The organism is Rhodococcus parequi (assembly GCF_046042785.1).
GTDB lineage: Bacteria > Actinomycetota > Actinomycetes > Mycobacteriales > Mycobacteriaceae > Prescottella > Prescottella parequi.
This window is the reverse complement of the sequence record NZ_JBDLNV010000001.1, coordinates 132,867-149,358: the sequence shown is the minus strand read 5'-3', so window position 1 is coordinate 149,358 and position 16,492 is coordinate 132,867. Positions and strand designations below refer to the sequence as shown.

The 16,492-nt window shown below is 70.1% G+C and carries 10 protein-coding genes and 1 tRNA gene; 5 read left to right on the top strand and 6 right to left on the bottom strand.

Going from position 1 to position 16,492, the window contains the following annotated elements; genetic code table 11:
• Positions 1–27 precede the first annotated feature (27 nt).
• Both acpS and ABEU20_RS00665 read right to left on the bottom strand, forming a co-directional pair.
• Positions 28–441 (bottom strand): holo-ACP synthase AcpS, encoded by a 414-nt coding sequence (gene acpS, locus ABEU20_RS00670; RefSeq protein WP_420162488.1) that lies wholly within the window; start codon positions 439–441, stop codon positions 28–30.
• A complete protein-coding gene (locus ABEU20_RS00665; protein WP_420162487.1) occupies positions 441–9,743 on the bottom strand; it encodes a fatty acid synthase subunit beta domain-containing protein in 9,303 nt (3,100 codons plus the stop codon). The genes acpS and ABEU20_RS00665 overlap by 1 nt, the downstream gene beginning before the upstream one ends.
• 435 nt (positions 9,744–10,178) lie before the next feature.
• Between ABEU20_RS00665 and ABEU20_RS00660 the strand changes: the two genes are divergently transcribed.
• Positions 10,179–10,844: a hypothetical protein gene (locus tag ABEU20_RS00660; RefSeq protein WP_420162486.1), complete on the top strand. Its 666-nt coding sequence runs from the start codon at positions 10,179–10,181 to the stop codon at positions 10,842–10,844.
• A gap of 77 nt (positions 10,845–10,921) precedes the next feature.
• Positions 10,922–11,006 (top strand) — tRNA-Leu (locus tag ABEU20_RS00655).
• Positions 11,007–11,027: 21 nt separating this feature from the next.
• Here the strand turns inward: ABEU20_RS00655 and ABEU20_RS00650 are convergent.
• Entirely contained in the window at positions 11,028–11,636 is a 609-nt protein-coding gene (locus tag ABEU20_RS00650) for a TetR family transcriptional regulator (protein ID WP_420162485.1), read from the bottom strand.
• A 73-nt stretch (positions 11,637–11,709) separates the two neighbouring features.
• Between ABEU20_RS00650 and ABEU20_RS00645 the strand changes: the two genes are divergently transcribed.
• Positions 11,710–12,645 carry an aldo/keto reductase gene (locus tag ABEU20_RS00645; protein ID WP_420162484.1) on the top strand — a complete coding sequence of 312 codons (936 nt, stop codon included), beginning with the start codon at positions 11,710–11,712 and terminating at the stop codon, positions 12,643–12,645.
• 36 nt (positions 12,646–12,681) lie between these two features.
• On the opposite strand, the gene ABEU20_RS00640 is transcribed toward ABEU20_RS00645, so the two are convergent.
• Positions 12,682–13,191 carry a hypothetical protein gene (locus tag ABEU20_RS00640; protein WP_420162483.1) on the bottom strand — a complete coding sequence of 170 codons (510 nt, stop codon included), beginning with the start codon at positions 13,189–13,191 and terminating at the stop codon, positions 12,682–12,684.
• Between the two features lie 27 nt (positions 13,192–13,218).
• Between ABEU20_RS00640 and ABEU20_RS00635 the strand changes: the two genes are divergently transcribed.
• On the top strand, positions 13,219–13,926 hold the full coding sequence (locus ABEU20_RS00635) for a hypothetical protein (RefSeq protein ID WP_420162482.1): 708 nt from the start codon (positions 13,219–13,221) through the stop codon (positions 13,924–13,926).
• Positions 13,927–13,947: 21 nt separating this feature from the next.
• Here ABEU20_RS00635 and yidC read toward each other — a convergent pair whose 3' ends face one another.
• Positions 13,948–14,898 carry a membrane protein insertase YidC gene (gene yidC / locus ABEU20_RS00630; RefSeq protein ID WP_420162481.1) on the bottom strand — a complete coding sequence of 317 codons (951 nt, stop codon included), beginning with the start codon at positions 14,896–14,898 and terminating at the stop codon, positions 13,948–13,950.
• 124 nt (positions 14,899–15,022) lie between these two features.
• Positions 15,023–15,343: a DUF6412 domain-containing protein gene (locus tag ABEU20_RS00625; protein ID WP_420162480.1), complete on the bottom strand. Its 321-nt coding sequence runs from the start codon at positions 15,341–15,343 to the stop codon at positions 15,023–15,025.
• Positions 15,344–15,499: 156 nt separating this feature from the next.
• Here ABEU20_RS00625 and ABEU20_RS00620 point away from each other — a divergent pair, with 156 nt between their 5' ends.
• Positions 15,500–16,492 carry an ester cyclase gene (locus ABEU20_RS00620; RefSeq protein ID WP_420162479.1) on the top strand — a complete coding sequence of 331 codons (993 nt, stop codon included), beginning with the start codon at positions 15,500–15,502 and terminating at the stop codon, positions 16,490–16,492.

The following is a 16,492-nucleotide window of genomic DNA, read 5'->3' as shown; positions in this document are numbered from 1 at the left end:
GACCGGCCTCGTGTTTTCCGTGCTCGATCAGCCGATGGGCTGGATCGGGTCAGGTTCTTCGATGACGACCATCGCGCCCGCCACGTCCCCGTCGTGCGTCAGCGACAGGTGGATCCTGGCACTCGGCAGGAACTCCGCGGCCTCACCGTGCAGCTTGATGGTGGGTCGTCCCCAGGCATCATTGACGACCTCCACCAGCTCGTAGGCGTTGTCGCCCACGGCCGGCGGCCGGGCGAACCGCGACGCCGCCCACGCCTTGATGACGGCTTCCTTCGCGGCCCAGCGGACCGCGTAGTGCCGGGCCGGGTCGGTACTGCGGGATTCGCAGTACCGACGCTCGGCCGGCCGGAAACTCGACAGCATCGCGGTGCCCGGACGCTTCATCTGCTCTTCGAACTCCGAGATCGTGACGACGTCGAAGCCGATTCCGAGGACTGCCATCACTGGCACCCGGGCTTCCCGGCGCGGTACACGTCGTCGGAGCCCAGACGCGCATCCTCGGTGAGGAGCATGTCCGCCTCGAGCTGACGAGCAGCCTTGGCGGGCACCGCATCTCCGCCGAAGCGGCGGTCCGCGGGACGCTCGTACAGGCTGTCGCCGCCGCACATCGCCGACGCCAGGCGACGCTGGCCGTCGATGGTGCGCTGCTGCGCCTGCGCCTGGTAGGCCGCACGCTGATCCGCCGGGATCGACTCGACGAACGCCTGCGGGTGCACCACCGCGATGAGGCCCGACACGTGACCGAAGCCGAGGCTGGTCAGCAGACCGGCCTTGAGCGCGAACTCGTTACCGAAGCGCAGCGGCGTCCGCGGCCACACCAGGTGGGAGAACTCCGCCATCTTGTCGTCGACGCAGTCGAGGCTGCGGTTCGGCGGGATGACGCCCTGGCTGAGGACCTGGCACAGGCCGATCAGCTGGAACGCCGCCGCACCGCCCTTGGCGTGACCGGTGAGCGTCTTCTGCGAGATGACGAACAGCGGGGCGCCGTCGCTGCGGCCCAGTGCCGCGGCCAGACGCTCGTGCAGCTCGGCCTCGTTCGGATCGTTCGCCGCCGTCGAGGTGTCGTGCTTGGAGACCACCGAGATGTCGTCGGCGGTGATTCCGAGCGCGTTGAGCGACAGCGCGAGCTGCGAGTCCTGTCCCCCGCGACCGGCGCCGAGGGCACCGATGCCGGGAGCCGGGATCGAGGTGTGCACGCCGTCGGCGAACGAGCCCGCCCAGGCCACCACGCCGAGGACCGGCAGGCCCATCTCGAGCGCGAGGTCACCACGCGCCAGCAGGATCGTGCCGCCACCGGCCGACTCGACGAAGCCGCCGCGACGACGGTCGTTGGCCCGCGAGAACCGGTTGTCGGCGATGCCCTTGGCGGACATCTCGTCCGACTTGGCGGTCGCGGACATGTCACCGAAGCCGACGATGCCCTCGATGCCCAGGTCATCGAAGCCGCCGGCCACGACCAGCTTGGCCTTGCCGAGCTTGATCTTGTCCACGCCCTCCTCGACGGAGACCGCGGCCGTGGCGCACGCCGCGACCGGGTGCACCATCGCGCCGTAGCCACCGACGTACGACTGGACGACGTGCGCCGCAATGACGTTCGGCAGGGCTTCCTGCAGGATGTCGTTCGCGCGGGACTCGCCGAGCAGCGTGTCGATGTACAGCGAGCGCATCGACGTCATGCCGCCCATGCCGGTGCCCTGCGTGTTGGCGACGAACGCCGGGTGCACCCAGCGCAGCAGCTCGGACGGGGTGAAGCCACCGGTGAGGAACGCGTCGACGGTGGTGACGATGTTCCACAGGCCGACCCGGTCCACGGATCCGGCCATGTCGGCGGGGATGCCCCACTTGGTGACGTCGAATCCGGTCGGGATCTGACCGCCGACCGTGCGGGTCAGCTTCGCCTTGCGCGGCACACGGATCTCGGTGCCCGCCTTACGGGTGACCGTCCAGTCGCCGCTCTCCGGATCGACCGCCGCGGTGGTGTTCTCCGGATCGGAGTCGACGAACGCGCGGGCCTCGGCCTCGGAGCCGACGACGAAGGACAGGTCCTTGTCGATGAACACCGACGTCAGCAGCGGCGCGGTGTTGTCCACCATCGCGCCCTCGTCGCCGTAGGTGCGGATGCCGCAGCGCTCGACGACGGTGTCGTGGTAACGCTCGGCGATCTCCTCCTCGGGAACCAGATCACCGGTCGCGGCGTCGTACCAGCCCGGCTTGGGGTCGTTCTCCCACGCCACCAGCCCGGTGTTCCACGCCAGTTCGAGCACGCCGGCCGCCGAGAGCTGCTCGTCGACCTCCATCTCGAAGCGGGTACGCGCGGAACCGTAGGGGCCGAGCTCGCCGGCGCCGACGATCACGACCAGGTCGGCGGGATCGACGTCCAGCTCGGGCCACGACGGGGCATCGAGCGCGTCGACGATCCGCGGCGGAGCGGGCAGGGCCGCAATGGAATTCGCGTCCTTCGACGCCTCGTCCGCGGTCTTGCCTGCGTTCTCCGCGGCCTCGGCTGCTTCCTTCGCGAGCGCCGGGAGGTCCAGGTCGACCTCGGCGAGTCCGCCGGTGAGGTCCACCAGGCGCGGCGCCTGCGCGGCGGCACGCTTGACCTCGGCCGTGCACGAGCTCAGCAGTTCGGTGGCCATCTCGTCGGTGGACCAGGTGCGTACGCCCTTGGCCTCGACGGCCTCGACCATCGGGTCGTTGCCGCCCATGAGGCCGGTGCCGCGCACCCAACCGATCAGCGCGTGCACCAGGGTGACCCGCTCGGCCCATGTGCGCTCGGCCGACCAGCGTCCGACGACCGCGTCGAGCGCGGCCTTCGACTCGCCGTAGGCACCGTCGCCGCCGAACAGGCCGCGGTTCGGGGAACCGGGCAGCACGACGTGCAGGTGGGTGTCGACGTCACGGTCGTAGCCGATCTGCGACAGGCCGCCGATGAGGCGCTCCACCGACCACAGCAGGACCCGCATCTCCATCTCGGCGCGGGCACCCGCATCGGACAGCTCGCCGGCCACTCGCGGTGCAGCGAACGGGAACAGCATCGTCGGCGTCATCGCCTCCTTGACGAGCTTCTTTGCGCCACCGGCAGTTTCGGTCTGAACGCCCCCGACCCACTCGACCAGTGCATCGACGTCGGTGTAGGACGCCATGTTCGCGGGCACCACCCACAGGGCGGCACCGGCGCGGGCGTTAGCGCTGTAGAGCTTGCGGTAGAAGCCGAGACGGTCGCTGTCGAGACGCGACGTGGTCACGACGACCGTCGCGCCGCCGCCGAGCAGCTTGCCGGCGACCGATGCGGCGATCGAGCCCTTGCTGGCGCCCGTGACGACCGCGATCTCACCGGTGTACTGCCCGGCCTCGTCGGCCGGGGCGAGGGCGACCTGCGCGATGCGGCCGTAGATTTCGGCCAACGTCGTGCGGCCGTCCGCGGTCGCGCGCTGCTGCCACCACTGGGCATGAGCGGCCACGGCGGCACCGGCACCGTCGAAACGCTCGACGGTCAGGTCGAGCTCCCCGGTCCAGCCGCGCGCCAGGTCCTCGCGAGCGGTGGCCCAGCGGTCGTCGATGAGGACGGCCTTCTTGGCGTCGAACGCCGGGGCGACCAGGCGCGGCCAGTCGGAGCCGAGCTCGGCCGACACGAGGTCGACGAGTGCGGTGTCGTCCGCGGCGACCGCCGCGGCAGCCGAGTCGCTGAAGCCGAGCTGCTCGAGCACCAGGCGCGCGGCCGAGGCCAGCACGCCGTTGCGGCCGGTGATGGCCTCGGTGAACTCGCCGAGCGCGGCCGCATCGACGGTTCCGCCCGCTCCACCACCGGTGGCCGGCATGGAGACCGCGACACCGCGGCGCGACGCGACCGACTGGACGGCGGCGTCGACGAGCGCGTCGACGGCGGCACCGTCGGCGATAGCGCCCTCGTGCAGGCCTCCCATCGCGCCACCACGGACGCTGGAGCCGTCACGGGTGCCGAGCGCGACCTCGGCGGTCACGTGGTTGGCCCAGCCGTCGCCGAGCTCCCAGACCTTCTTGACGCGATCCGCGATGGCTCCCGGGCGCTTGCCGGAGGGGCCGAACACCTTGCGCAGGTGATCGTTGATCGAGTCGGACAGCACCGGGCCGAACGGCTTGTAGGTGCGGGCCAGGCGATCGACCGTGACCGCGAGAGAGCCCATGTCGGCGTCCGCGGCACCGTCGATCGCGCCGAGCGACAGCTCGGAGCCGAGGTCGACGAGCAGCTGGTTGCGGCGCGAGGACACGCCGTCGCACAGTGCCTCGATGGTGTCGGCGGGACCGATCTGGTCCGGGCGCAGCTTCGTCCACAGCGCGATGAGCACCTTGGTGGCGTCGGCGGCCTTGAACGCGATGTCGTCCGGACGCGGGCCACCGGTCGGCGCGGCCGGGGCCGCGACGGGTGCAGCGGCGGCCGGAGCCGCGGCGACAGAGGCCTCGGGCGCTTCCGGTTCATCATCCTCGACCGGCGCCGGATCGACGTCGGTGCTGTAGACGATCGACGCCTCACGCTCGATGTTGAGCACCTCGACCTTGGTGTTCGAGTGCTCGTCCAGCTTCAGGGTCTGCGACGCGAGGTTCGCGACGGTCGGGGTGGCACCCAGACCGATCTCGACGAAACGCTCGACGCCGAGGCCACCGTCGGCCTCGTCGGTGAACAGCAGGTCCTGCGTCTCGATCCAGCGGACCGGGCTCGCGAACTGCCATGCGAGCAGTTCCAGGAGGATCACGCGGGTCAGCGCCACGGGACGCGCCGCCCAGTTGTCGAAGTCCGCCAGCACGGGCTGCAGCTGCTCGGACGGCACCAGGTCCGCGATCTCCTGGACGAAGTCGCGGCCCAGGTTGAACAGCCGCGGCACCAGGTTCGGGATGTACCGGCCGATCAGCAGCGCCGGGTCGATGTCCTGCGGCAGCAGCTCGTCGAGCTTGGCGCGGAAGTCGTCGACGCCGCCGCGCAGCACGGTCGAGTGGAACGGCACGTCGATGCCGGGCACCAGGATGAACGCACGCTTGCCACCGAAAGCCTCACGGCGGATGTCGATCTCACGCTCGAGCGCCTCGAGGCCCTTGACAGTGCCGGCGATCGCGTACTGCGAACCCTTGAGGTTCAGGTTGACGATCTGCAGGAATTCGCCGGTCGCGTCCGCGACACCACCCACGAACGCCTGCAGCTCGTCGTCGGCGACGCCGATCTGCGACGGACGGATCGCGGCCATGCGGTAGTCGCTGCGGCCCGCGGCATCGCGGGGCACCAGCTCGTGCATCGCCGAGCCGCGCTGGAAGACCACCTCGAGGAGAGCCTCGAGCGGCAGCACACCGGCGACCGCGGTGAGGGCGTTGTATTCGCCGACCGAGTGACCGGCCAGGTAGGAGCCCTCGACGAACGCACCGGACTCACGGAGTTCGGCGACCTGCGCGACGCCGAGCGTCGCCATCGCGACCTGCGTGAACTGGGTCAGGTGCAGCACGCCGTCCGGGTGACGGTGCTCGACACCACGGGCACGGACCAGCGTCGGGTTGTCGCGGACGACAGCGAGGATCGAGAAGCCGAGGGCCTCGCGGGTGTGCTTGTCGGCGCGCTCCCAGATCTCGCGGGCAGCCTTGCTGCGCGACCGGGCGTCGAGGCCCATGCCCGGGCGCTGGATGCCCTGGCCCGGGAACGCGTAGACGGTCTTCGGCGCGGCGGTGCGGCCGGTCGCGACCATCACCAGGTCGCCGTCGACGCGGCAGCCGACTTCGACGATCTCGTCGCCGCGATCGGTGGCGACACGATCGACGCGCACGTCGATCTCGGCGCCGGGGCGCACCATGCCGAGGAAGCGGGCAGTCCATGCGGTCAGGCGACGCGACGGCGCCTTCGCCGCCGGATCGAGCGCGACGACGGCCTGCTGGGCCGCGGCCGACAGCCACATGCCGTGGACGATCGGGCTGCCGAGCCCGGCGAGCAGCGCCGCGGCGTCGGAGGTGTGGATGGGGTTGTGGTCACCGGACACGCGGGCGAACGCGGCCATGTTGCGCGGCGCCACCATCTTCAGGTCGCGGCGGCGACGACGCGGGGTCTCCGCGACGTCCGCGCTCAGCGAACCGCCGGCGCGAGCCGGGTCGGCCAGTTCGCCCTTGCCGGTGCGGCCGCGGATCGCGAAGCGCTCGGTCAGCGTCGCGACAGCGGGAGCCTCGAGGCCCTCGCCCAGCATGGCGCCGACCTCGACGCGCACCTCGACGACACGACCCATGTCGGTGTCGACGACGTCGCCGGCCTCGGCCCGGACCACGAGAATGCTGGTCTCCGAGGGAAGTTCACCGACGAGGTCGACCGCGTGGTCGAGGTGGACCAGGTCGAGCATGCCCTCGATGACGTGCACGCCGGACTCCGTCGTGGCGGCACCGAGCGCCGCGAAGACGGCCGGCCAGCAGGCGCCGACGACGACGTCGGGTACCGCCTTGCCGCTGGTGCTGACGGTCTCGGGCAGGCCGACACCGGTGACACCGGCGTGGTCGGCGATCAGGTCCGGGGTCCACGCCAGGTTGATGTGCGCGACACCGCCCTTGACGGCCGGAAGCTCCTGCCCGGCAGCGACACCGAGCAGCGCCGACATCGACGCCTCGGCATCCGCCTCGGTGATGACCGGGGCGCCGCCGTCGCGGACGGTGGCGGGCACGGTGATCCGGATCTCGACGGCCTTGCCCTGCGCGAGCGGCACGGTCAGGTCGACGTGCTCGGCGTCGGCGACGACGAGGCGGGCGCCGGTCTTGTCGTGGCTCGCGACGGTGTCGGACTCGATCGTCCACTCGGCGACCGCGCCGAGGCGGCGGACCGGGTTCTGCGTGAGGCGGGCAGCCCACAGCACGTCCGGAGCGCTCAGGACGGCGTCGAGCAGACCGGCGCCGAAGCCACCGTGGCGGCGACCGGCGATCGGGGTCGGGGTGGCGCCGCCGGCGACCAGCTCGTCGGCGGTGGCCTTCTCGAAGCGGTCGAGGAGCTCACCGACGGGCTCGTCGACGCGGGTGATGCCGGCGACCGCGACGGTGCCGGGGATGATGCACACCTGGTCGGCGGAGTAGCGCGCGTCGTGGGCCTGCCACAGCGAATCGGAGCGCCACCAGCGGCGGACGTCACCGTCGACGACGGGCACGAAGTTGACCGGCTTGCCCGGGCTCTTGCACAGCGCGACGAAGAACGGGACGTCGGCCGGGTGCAGAACCGTGGTGGCGTAGTCCGGGTACGCAGCCTCGAGCGCGCACAGCGCCGCGAAGGGCCGGTCGAGCGTCGCGGCGTCGGCGAACAGCGTCTCGATCGGGCCGCGGTCGTTGCGGTGCAGGCGCGCCTCGGCGCGCTGCAGCATCTCGCCGAAGCGATCCCGCCACGACACATCCAGCCACACCGACTGCGTCGCGTCGGCGATCGCGTCCTGCACGTCGCCGCCGCAGTCGAACGCCTGCGCGGAGTCGACTCCCACGGCCAGTTCCAGGTAGCGGCGCAGCCACTGCTGGTAGGTCATCGACGCGACGTCGCCGAAGTACGGCTTGGCGGTCACGTCGAGCGCGGCGACGATCTCGTCGCGGCGGGCGGCGACGGCGTCGGCGTCACCGGCGACCTCGTCGAGCAGACGGCCCGTGCGCGAGGCGGCATTGTCGATCTCGTGGATGTCGGCGCCGAGCTGGCTGCGGCCGGAGGCCATGCCGCCCTGCGCGGTTCCCGCACCGACCCAGTCGGGGGTGCCGGGGGTGTCGACGAGCATCTGCTTGACGTCGGCCGACGTGGTGGCCTCGAGCGTGGCCATCGCGGCGGTACCGACGAGGATGCCGTCGAGTGGCATCGCCGGGAAGCCGTACTCGGTGGCCCAGCGGCCGGTCAGGTAGTCGGCAGCCCGCTCGGGCGTGCCGATGCCGCCGCCGACGCACAGCACGAGGTTGTCGCGGGTGCGCAGCTCGGCGTAGGTCGCGAGCAGCAGGTCGTCGAGGTCCTCCCACGAGTGGTGGCCACCGGCGCGGCCGCCCTCGATGTGGACGATCACCGGGAAGTCCGGCACCTCGTTCGCGATGCGGATCACCGAGCGGATCTGCGCGACGGTGCCCGGCTTGAACGCGACGTAGCTGAATCCGGCCTCGGTCAGCTCGTCGATGATCGTGACGGCTTCCTCGAGCTCGGGGATGCCGGCGGTGACGACGACGCCGTCGAACGGCGCACCCGCGGCGCGGGCGCGGGGCACGAGGCGCTTGCCGCCCACGTGCAGCTTCCACAGGTACGGGTCCAGGAACATCGAGTTGAACTGGACGGCGCGGCCCGGCTCGAGCAAGCCCTTCAGGCCCTCGACGTTGTCGGCGAAGATCTGCTCGGTGACCTGACCGCCGCCGGCGAGCTCGGCCCAGTGGCCGGCGTTGGCGGCCGCCGCGACGATCGCGGGATCGACGGTGGTGGGGGTCATGCCGGCGAGCAGGATCGGCGAGCGTCCGGTGAGCTTCGTGAACGCGGTCTCGACGGCGACACGGCCGTCCGGCAGCGCAACGGCCTTGGGCGCGAACTCGGTCCAGGCGCGGGCGACCTCGGGGGTGGCACCCGGCGTCAGAAGGTTGCGGTGTCCGCCACGAGTGGACGCGGCGAGGATGCCGACGCCGTGGCCACGCAGGCCGGCCGACGTCATGCGGGTGAGCAGGTCACCGGGGCCCAGGTCCAGGATCCAGCGGGCGCCGGACTCGACAGCACCCTCGACGGCGTCGACCCAGTCGACCGGGTCCACGAGGACGGCCTGCGCGAGAGCGCGCACCTGGTCGGCGTCGAGGCCACAGCGGGTGGCCCATCCACCGATGATGTCGACGGCCTCGGCCAGTGCGGGGTGATGGAATCCGATCTCGACCGAGAGCGACTCGAAGACGGGCGCGAACACCGCGCCGCCACGGGTCTTGGCGTCCCGCTCGCGGGCCTCGTCGGCCGCGATCTGCTCGCAACGCTGCTGCACGCGTGCCAGCTGCGCGGGCGGGCCGGACAGCACGACGCGCCGACGACCGTTGCGGATCGCCAGGACGGCGGCGCGCTCGGGCTCCTGGCCCTCGGCCAGCTCGGCGACGATCGCGCTCAGGCGCTCGGGGTCGACGTTGGAGATTGCCAGCATCGGCGAACGATCGGCGGCAGCGATGATGCCGCGGCGACGGCCGACGAGGCCGGCAGCGGCACCGATCAGCTGCGCGGTCGCGAGCAGTGCACCGTCCGCAGCACCGCCGCCGGCGACGGCAGCGGCGGCGATCAGGCCCTGCGAGTGACCGATCGTGGCGACCGGCGCGGTCACCGCGGGATCGAGGCCCTGCTGCTGCAGGGCGCGCAACGCGGCGAGCTGGGTGAGGAAGACGCCGGGCAGCGACACGGCCGCGGAGGTGAGGGCGGCGGCCGACGGGCCGGCGGGTGCGGCATCGTCGTCGGCGAGTTCCTCCTCGAGGATCCACGCGATCGGATCGAACCCGACAGGACGAACGACGAGAAGATCCTGCGCGACCGGTTCGAGCATCGCGGCGGCCTCGTTCACCAGGTCGGTGAGCGTCGGCTCGAGTCCACTGTCACGGGTGAGCTCGGCGAGAGCGCTCAGCCACGGCGCGCCCTGGCCACCGAACGCGAGCGCATACGGCTCGCCGGCACGCAGGCGGTCCACGAGCGGCCCCTGCGCCGCAGACCGGACCGGCGCCCGATCAGCACCGAACTGGCCCTGCTCCTTCGAGGTTCGTCCGTTTCCTGCAGTGTCGTCAATCGTCACTGAAGTTATGTCCTCTCCTGGTTCCCTGACGGGAAGTAGGTCTTGGTCGGCCGCCCTCGGCAGAGCTGACGCGCGATATCGCGAGATACCCACGGCACCCCTCGAATCCACTTCGGAACTCAGCGAATCCGGGCGTGTAAAGGTTGGCACAGAATCATGAGGAAAGCCTCACGTTTGCCGACGGGCGTCGTTCCTACCAGCGAGTATCGAGTGACATTGCGCACACGAACGTCAATAAGTGACTGGCGAGTAGACCTCGTAACCGCGGGTCAGGCCGCATGCGAGGACGTCCACAAACCTGAGGAAACCCTCACGTTGATTGTTACCAATTCGTGACCTCCTTGACTGTGGGGCGCAGACGTGCGGCACGGCCCGCGGCGTGTCGGAGGTCGCCGCTACCGTGCGTCACGTCATCCGAAATCCAGGGGGGAATTCATGACCGCACAGCAGATTCGCGCACTCGCGCGACACATCGACACCGCGCTGCCAGGCGATCGATCGCGATTGCCGTCCGGTTGGCCGCACGAGGCCGAGGCGGCGCTGCTCGACGCGATCTTCTCGGCGCGCGCCACGTACGGCACCCCGACGTCCGGCGTCCGTCGAGTCGTCGCGAACTGGCGGGCGCACCGCGCGAGCGACCTCGACGACCTCACAGCACTGGAGGCCTTCACCGACGCCCCCGACCACCTCGCCGAGATCCTCGACAACCGCCAGCGAGTACCGGGGAACTACACCACCAAGGCCGAGGCCGCGGCTCTCGCGGCAGCGGCGCTCGCCGACGTCGGCATCGCCGGCAGCGGACAGCTCGGGGACGGCCGCACCGCACAGGAAGCGCTCTACTCGGTACCGGGGCTCGGCGGCGCCACGTGGGAGACGTTCGTCCTGCAACTCGGCCTCATCGGTCCGGCGGCGCTCGACACGATGCGCGGGTTCGTCGCGGAGGCGCTCGGCCCCGCCGAATCACCGGTCACCGAGGCCCACGCGCTCCATCTGCTCGCCGCCGCGGCCGAGACCGAGAACATCCCGCCGGCTGCCCTCCTCAACGCCGCGTGGCGGCACGGACGAACCCGGGCAATCGCACCGAAACCGTTGTCCGCGTAGCCGAATCACCGCACGCATACCGGTGTCCGGTCCTGCGGTTCAGGACCGGACACCGGTGGCGTAGGCTGACAACGCTCGCGCGAGTGGCGGAATTGGCAGACGCGCTGGATTTAGGTTCCAGTGTCTCAGGACGTGGGGGTTCAAGTCCCCCCTCGCGCACCACGGCCGCCGTGTCGGCGCCCTCTAGGCCGCACTCTCTTCGGCAAGTGTGGCGAAGGACCGGCGCAGGAATTCCACCGCGTCCACGCCCTCGGATTCGGCCCAGGTGCTCAGGGCGATGTCGAAACAGGCGAGTGCGGACTGCACGAGTGTCTGCGCCCGAAGCTCCGCGTAGTCGCCGGTCAGACGTGCCTGCACAACGGGCACCAACATCTTCGCCCAGCCCAGATGCTTCTCGAGATTTCGGGCACGAAGTGACGCGGTGCTCGTGAGCACCCGCATGGTCCGCTTGCTCCGCTCTTCATCCTCGGCGTTGCGGGGGCGAGACAGCAAGGCTTCGAACGAGATTCGCAACGAGACCAGGGGCGGCTCGTCGACCGGCCGGGAAGCGAGGCCGCCCCGGACGAACTCTCCCCAGCGAGTCAGGTCGCCGATGACCGCATCCTCCTTCGCCGGGAAGTACCGATGGAAGCTTCGCGCGGAGATCCCGACCTCACCGGCGATCTGCTCGACGGTGACCGAGTCGAACCCGTACTCGGCGAACAGGTCGACCGCGACCTCGGAGATGCGCGTGCGCACAGCCTCACGGGTGATGTCGCGCAAGCCCGGGGCCGGAGTCGAGGAACTGTCCACGTCGGCAGCGTACATGGACAAACTTGTCAGTCTCTGACACATTGGGCTGAGACTGACAATCCTGGAGGGCGCCATGGAAGAACGCACACTCGGCACGCAAGGACTCGCTGTTTCCGCGCTGGGCTACGGCGCGATGGGCACGGCCATCGGCTACGGCCCGACCGACGACGACGAGTCGATCGCCGCCATCCGCACGGCGCACGATCTCGGCGTGACAATGTTCGACACCGCCGAGATGTACGGCTGGGGTGAGGGCGAGAGGTTGCTCGGCCGCGCCTTGGCTCCGGTGCGTGACGACGTCGTCATCGCCACGAAATTCGGACTCACCCGGTCGTTCGGGGTCGACTCGCGCCCCGAGCACCTTCGCGAGGTCGTCGACGCCAGCCTGCGCAATCTCGGCATCGACACCATCGACGTGCTCTACCAACACCGCCCCGACCCGAATGTGCCCATCGAGGACGTGATCGGCACGATGGCGGAGTACGTCGCGGCAGGCAAGGTTCGGTATCTGGGGCTGTCCGAGGCCGACGAGACCACCATCCGCACGGCGCACTCGGTGCACCCGATCTCGGTCCTGCAGAGCGAGTATTCGATCTTCGCCCGTGAGGTCGAGTCGCTCTTCCCCGTGCTGGAGGATCTCGGTATCGGTTTCGTCGCCTACTCGCCGCTGGCCCGGGGGTTCCTCAGCGGCGCCGTCGCCTCACGAGAGCACTACGACGCGAACGACTTCCGTCGACACGTGCCGTGGTGGGACTCGGAGAACTTCGCCGCCAACCTCGAGATCGTCGACGAACTCACCGCACTCGCCCACGGTAGAAACGCAACTCCGGCGCAGCTGTCGCTGGCATGGCTCCTCGCTCGCCGCGACTACATCGTTCCGATTCCGGGTTCCCGCAACCCTTCCCGGGTCGAGCAGAACATCGCGGCCGCGGATCTGCGCCTGACGGCCGGCGACCTTGCCGCGATCGACCGTGTCGCACCCACAGGCGCTGTCGGCAACCGCATGTAGGTCGACGATCGGCGCCGCCGCGCCACGCAACCTGCGCTATCCGCCGACGACCTCGGGCCAGCGATCGGTGTGCCCGCACAGCTGCCCGATGCGGCCGATCGTCACGTCCCCGTGTGGATCCACCCACGCAGGTTCGCCCGAGATCAGTCGGGGGGCGAGGAGATGACGTCCCCGACTGGGCCACTGGACGAAGTCGTAGCCGGCCAGCTCGCCCTGCACCGTGTCCGCAACCCACACCGCGGCTTCGCCGAACGTCGCATCCATGGTCAATCCCTGGCCGCATGCGAAGCCGCTCACGCCGCCCGAGCCCTCCCAGCCGATCGCGACCCGATACTCGGAGTCGATGACGAGGTTCCATTCCAGTCGGTCGACAGGCACGCCCCTACCGAACGTCAGGCATCGAAGGTCCCGCGCGACAGCGGCCAGGGCCTGTACCCACGATTCCGGTGGGTCGAGCCCCGGTCCTGCCACTGCCCCGGAGAAGCTGTCGGCCAGCGGGATTCGCCAGGACAAGCTGTCGTGGTTCCAGTGCTCCGCAAGCCGCATACCGCCATCCTTCCCTACGATGTGCCCATGGCACGGACACCGGACATCGCGTCCCCACAGGTGGTGACCTACGACGGTCTACCCGCGTCCGCAGGCGGCGCACACTCCCTTCGAGTCAAGCACCCCGACAAGGCGTTCCAGCGGGTACTGACCTTCGCCGACGCCTGCACCGAACCGGTGTCGGCGCCGTCGTGGGTGTTCCGGGTCGTCGCCGGTGGACCACCCGCGTCGACGGAGCACCTGGTCTCGCTCGCCACCGAGCGCTTCGGCGGCCCCCGCCATCGCGCGCGCACCCACACGGAATGGAACGTCGCATCCGACGCCGTGAACGACGCGCTCGATGCTCTCGGAACCGCCGGCCCCGACGCGGTCACGAGTCACGGGCATTCGCTGGCGGCACTGACCTGCGCCATGCGCGTCGACCTGCTGGACCCACACACCCGTGCCCCGCATTCCGATATGAACCCCGACGCGTTCGGTCGCTTCGCCGTGGACGGGTACGGCCGCCTGCTCGGCGCGTCCGGCGTGCGTGCGACCGTCGGCACCGCGGCGTCGTCACTGTCGCTGTGGCTGAATCTGCCCGCCGACGACCGCCTGTCCCCCACCGCGGGTCATGTGCAGGCCCATCTACCGTTCCGGCTGTCCGCGAAACACTGGAGGCTCTGGCGCCCCACACGCACCGGTGACGCCGACCGTTCGACGAAGATCCCCTCACCCGTGCGCGCCGGGGCTTGATCGACGCCGGGGCACGACCGGTCAGCGCCGGTTCGCCCTCTTGCGGTTCTGGTTCCGCTTCCGATCCACCGTCGGGCGAGTACCGGGTGCGGGCGCGTGGGCCTTGCGTTGCTGCGCGAGCGCGCGCTCCTTGGCCGCCTGTTCCCGATCCAGACGGGCGAACACGAGATGTTGCTGCACATACGTCCAGGTGTTGTTGCTCACCCAGTACAGCAGGATCGCGATGATCAGGAACGGCCCTCCGACGAGGACGCCCAGCGGGAAGACCCACAGCATGAGCTTGTTCATGATCGCGGTCTGAGGGTTGGCCGAGGCGTCCGCGGTCTGCCGAGCCACCGAGGCCCGCGCATTGAAGTGCGTGGCCAGGGAGGCGATCACCATCAACGGGATCGCCACGGCGGCGATCGTCGCCACCGTCGGGACACCGCCGTGGGAGGCGAACGACGCCAGGACGTCGTCCGGGGAGGTGATCGCGACGGAGATCGGCGCCCCGAACAACCGTGCGCTCAGGAACGACTGCACGTCGGTGGCGCTGAAGACGTAGTTCGCGGTGTTCGCGTTGTCCTGCGCCGTCATTCCGAGCCCGCCGTGGCCGGTCCCGGTGCGGTTGAACGATCGCAGCACGTGGTAGAGCCCGATGAACACGGGCGCCTGCACGAGCACCGGCAGGCATCCCATCAACGGGTTGAAGCCGTGTTCCCGTTGCAGCTTCTGCATTTCCAGCGCCATCTGCTGACGGTCGCCGGCGTGCTTCTTCTGCAGTGCCTTGATCTGCGGCTGCAACTCTCGCATCTGCAGGCCGGTGCGTATCTGGCGGATCGCCGGCCACAGCAGGAGCAGACGCAGGCTGAAGACGAGGAATACCACCGCCAGACCCCAGGCGAATCCGTTGTCCGGGCCGAGTACCGCGCCGAACACTGTGTGCCAGAACCACAGGATCGCGGACACGGGATAGTAGATGAAATCGAGCATCGAGCACCTCTTCGCTGCACGATGCGGCCGGGGCAACACCGTGCGGACAGTGAACGCCGCTCAGGTCGGAAGGACCGCGGCGCAGATGGACAGGGCGACGGACGCACCGCGCAGCGGAGAAGCGCTACGCGGCGGCCGGAACCTGCCCGGGTGCTCGGGGACGACGGGGACGGCCGGGAGTGTTCGGCGCACTCTGCCGGCGGAAGGCGCCACGCAGGTGCCGCTCCTCGTGCGGAGGTCCGGCGGCCGGTGCTGTCAGGCGCCGCAGCCCGGACAGCGAACCGTGACCGGTCACGGCGAAGATCAGCGCGATCGCCACCGCGGTGCCGGCGATGGCGGCGGGCCCGTCGACCGCGGTCGTCGCGATCACCAGGGTCAGCACGCCGACCCACGTGAGCTGAACAGTGTTCAGCTTCTCCGCGAGCGCTGACCGGAACGGTGCCATGACAGGCAGCGTACCGACACGACGCTCACCCGGTGTCGATGCTGCAACCATTCCGTCGACTCACGAACCCCTCGCGGGTGCGTCGGGCTAGCGTTCGGGAATGTCGCGGCGGCTCGTCGTCCGCGACCCCGTTCCGCGGCAGAGAAGGGGACGACGGTGTCCACACGTGTTCTCTCGGACTCGACCTGCACCCACGTCGTCGACGCGGCCTCCGACCGGGTCGACATCGCCGACTGGCTGTTCTCGCTGCCCGAGGCGGAGTACCGACGGTGCTGTCCCCCGGACCACATCACGATCGGCATCGGGACTGCCGACGACGGGCAGCCCCTGTCCATCGGCGTCGAGACGATCGGCGACGCTCTCCTGATCCACCACTTCGTCGGCGAGGTCGCCGAACCACACCACTGCCGGATGGTGTCGACGTCGGAGGTCGTGTCCGCGGATGGCCGGACGACGGTGGACGTGACGTGGGAGTTGCGGGCAGAGTCCACCGGCGACGGGCGGTGCACCGTGACCGACCGGATCCTCATCTCCCCCACCGGCGACTACTTCGCCTTCCTCGACGAGCACGGAATCGTCTTCGAGGACGCGGCCGCCTCGTGCCACGCCGCGTGCGGGGACCACGTTCGCCGGGAGACCCCGCTGCTCGCGGACAGTATCGCCCGACGGGCTTCGCACTCGAACGGCCGTCATGCCGCCGGCTCCCCTACCGCCGTGCGCCTTCCGGGCACCTCGTCGACCGGAACCGACGGGGCTGCCGCGACGGCCGTCGTCCGTCGGAACACCGAGGAGGTGCAGAGCGGAGGCGACTTCTCAGTGTTCGACGAACTGTTCGCCGACGACTACGTCGACCACACCCCGCAGCCCGGGCTCACCCCGGACAAGTCCGGCACCAGACTCCTCTACCAGTCGCTGCGCGGGGCGTTCCCCGATTTTCACGCCGAGATCCACTGGCAATCGGTCGACGGCGACCTGGTGACCACCTACAAGACATACCGCGGCACCCACCGGGGCGCGTTCCTGGGCGTCGAACCCACCGGTCGCACCGCCTCTTTCGAGACCGTGGATGTGATGCGGGTGCACGACGGCAGGATCGTCGAACACTGGGGTGTCGCGAATTTGCTGTCGCTGATGGAGCAACTCGGCTGA

Bases quoted from the DNA above. Each gene is read 5' to 3' on its own strand.
- acpS (WP_420162488.1), bottom strand. From the start codon at position 441: ATGGCAGTCCTCGGAATCGGCTTCGACGTCGTCACGATCTCGGAGTTC.
- ABEU20_RS00660 (WP_420162486.1), top strand. From the start codon at position 10,179: ATGACCGCACAGCAGATTCGCGCACTCGCGCGACACATCGACACCGCG.
- ABEU20_RS00645 (WP_420162484.1), top strand. From the start codon at position 11,710: ATGGAAGAACGCACACTCGGCACGCAAGGACTCGCTGTTTCCGCGCTG.
- ABEU20_RS00640 (WP_420162483.1), bottom strand. From the start codon at position 13,191: ATGCGGCTTGCGGAGCACTGGAACCACGACAGCTTGTCCTGGCGAATC.
- ABEU20_RS00635 (WP_420162482.1), top strand. From the start codon at position 13,219: ATGGCACGGACACCGGACATCGCGTCCCCACAGGTGGTGACCTACGAC.
- yidC (WP_420162481.1), bottom strand. From the start codon at position 14,898: ATGCTCGATTTCATCTACTATCCCGTGTCCGCGATCCTGTGGTTCTGG.
- ABEU20_RS00625 (WP_420162480.1), bottom strand. From the start codon at position 15,343: ATGGCACCGTTCCGGTCAGCGCTCGCGGAGAAGCTGAACACTGTTCAG.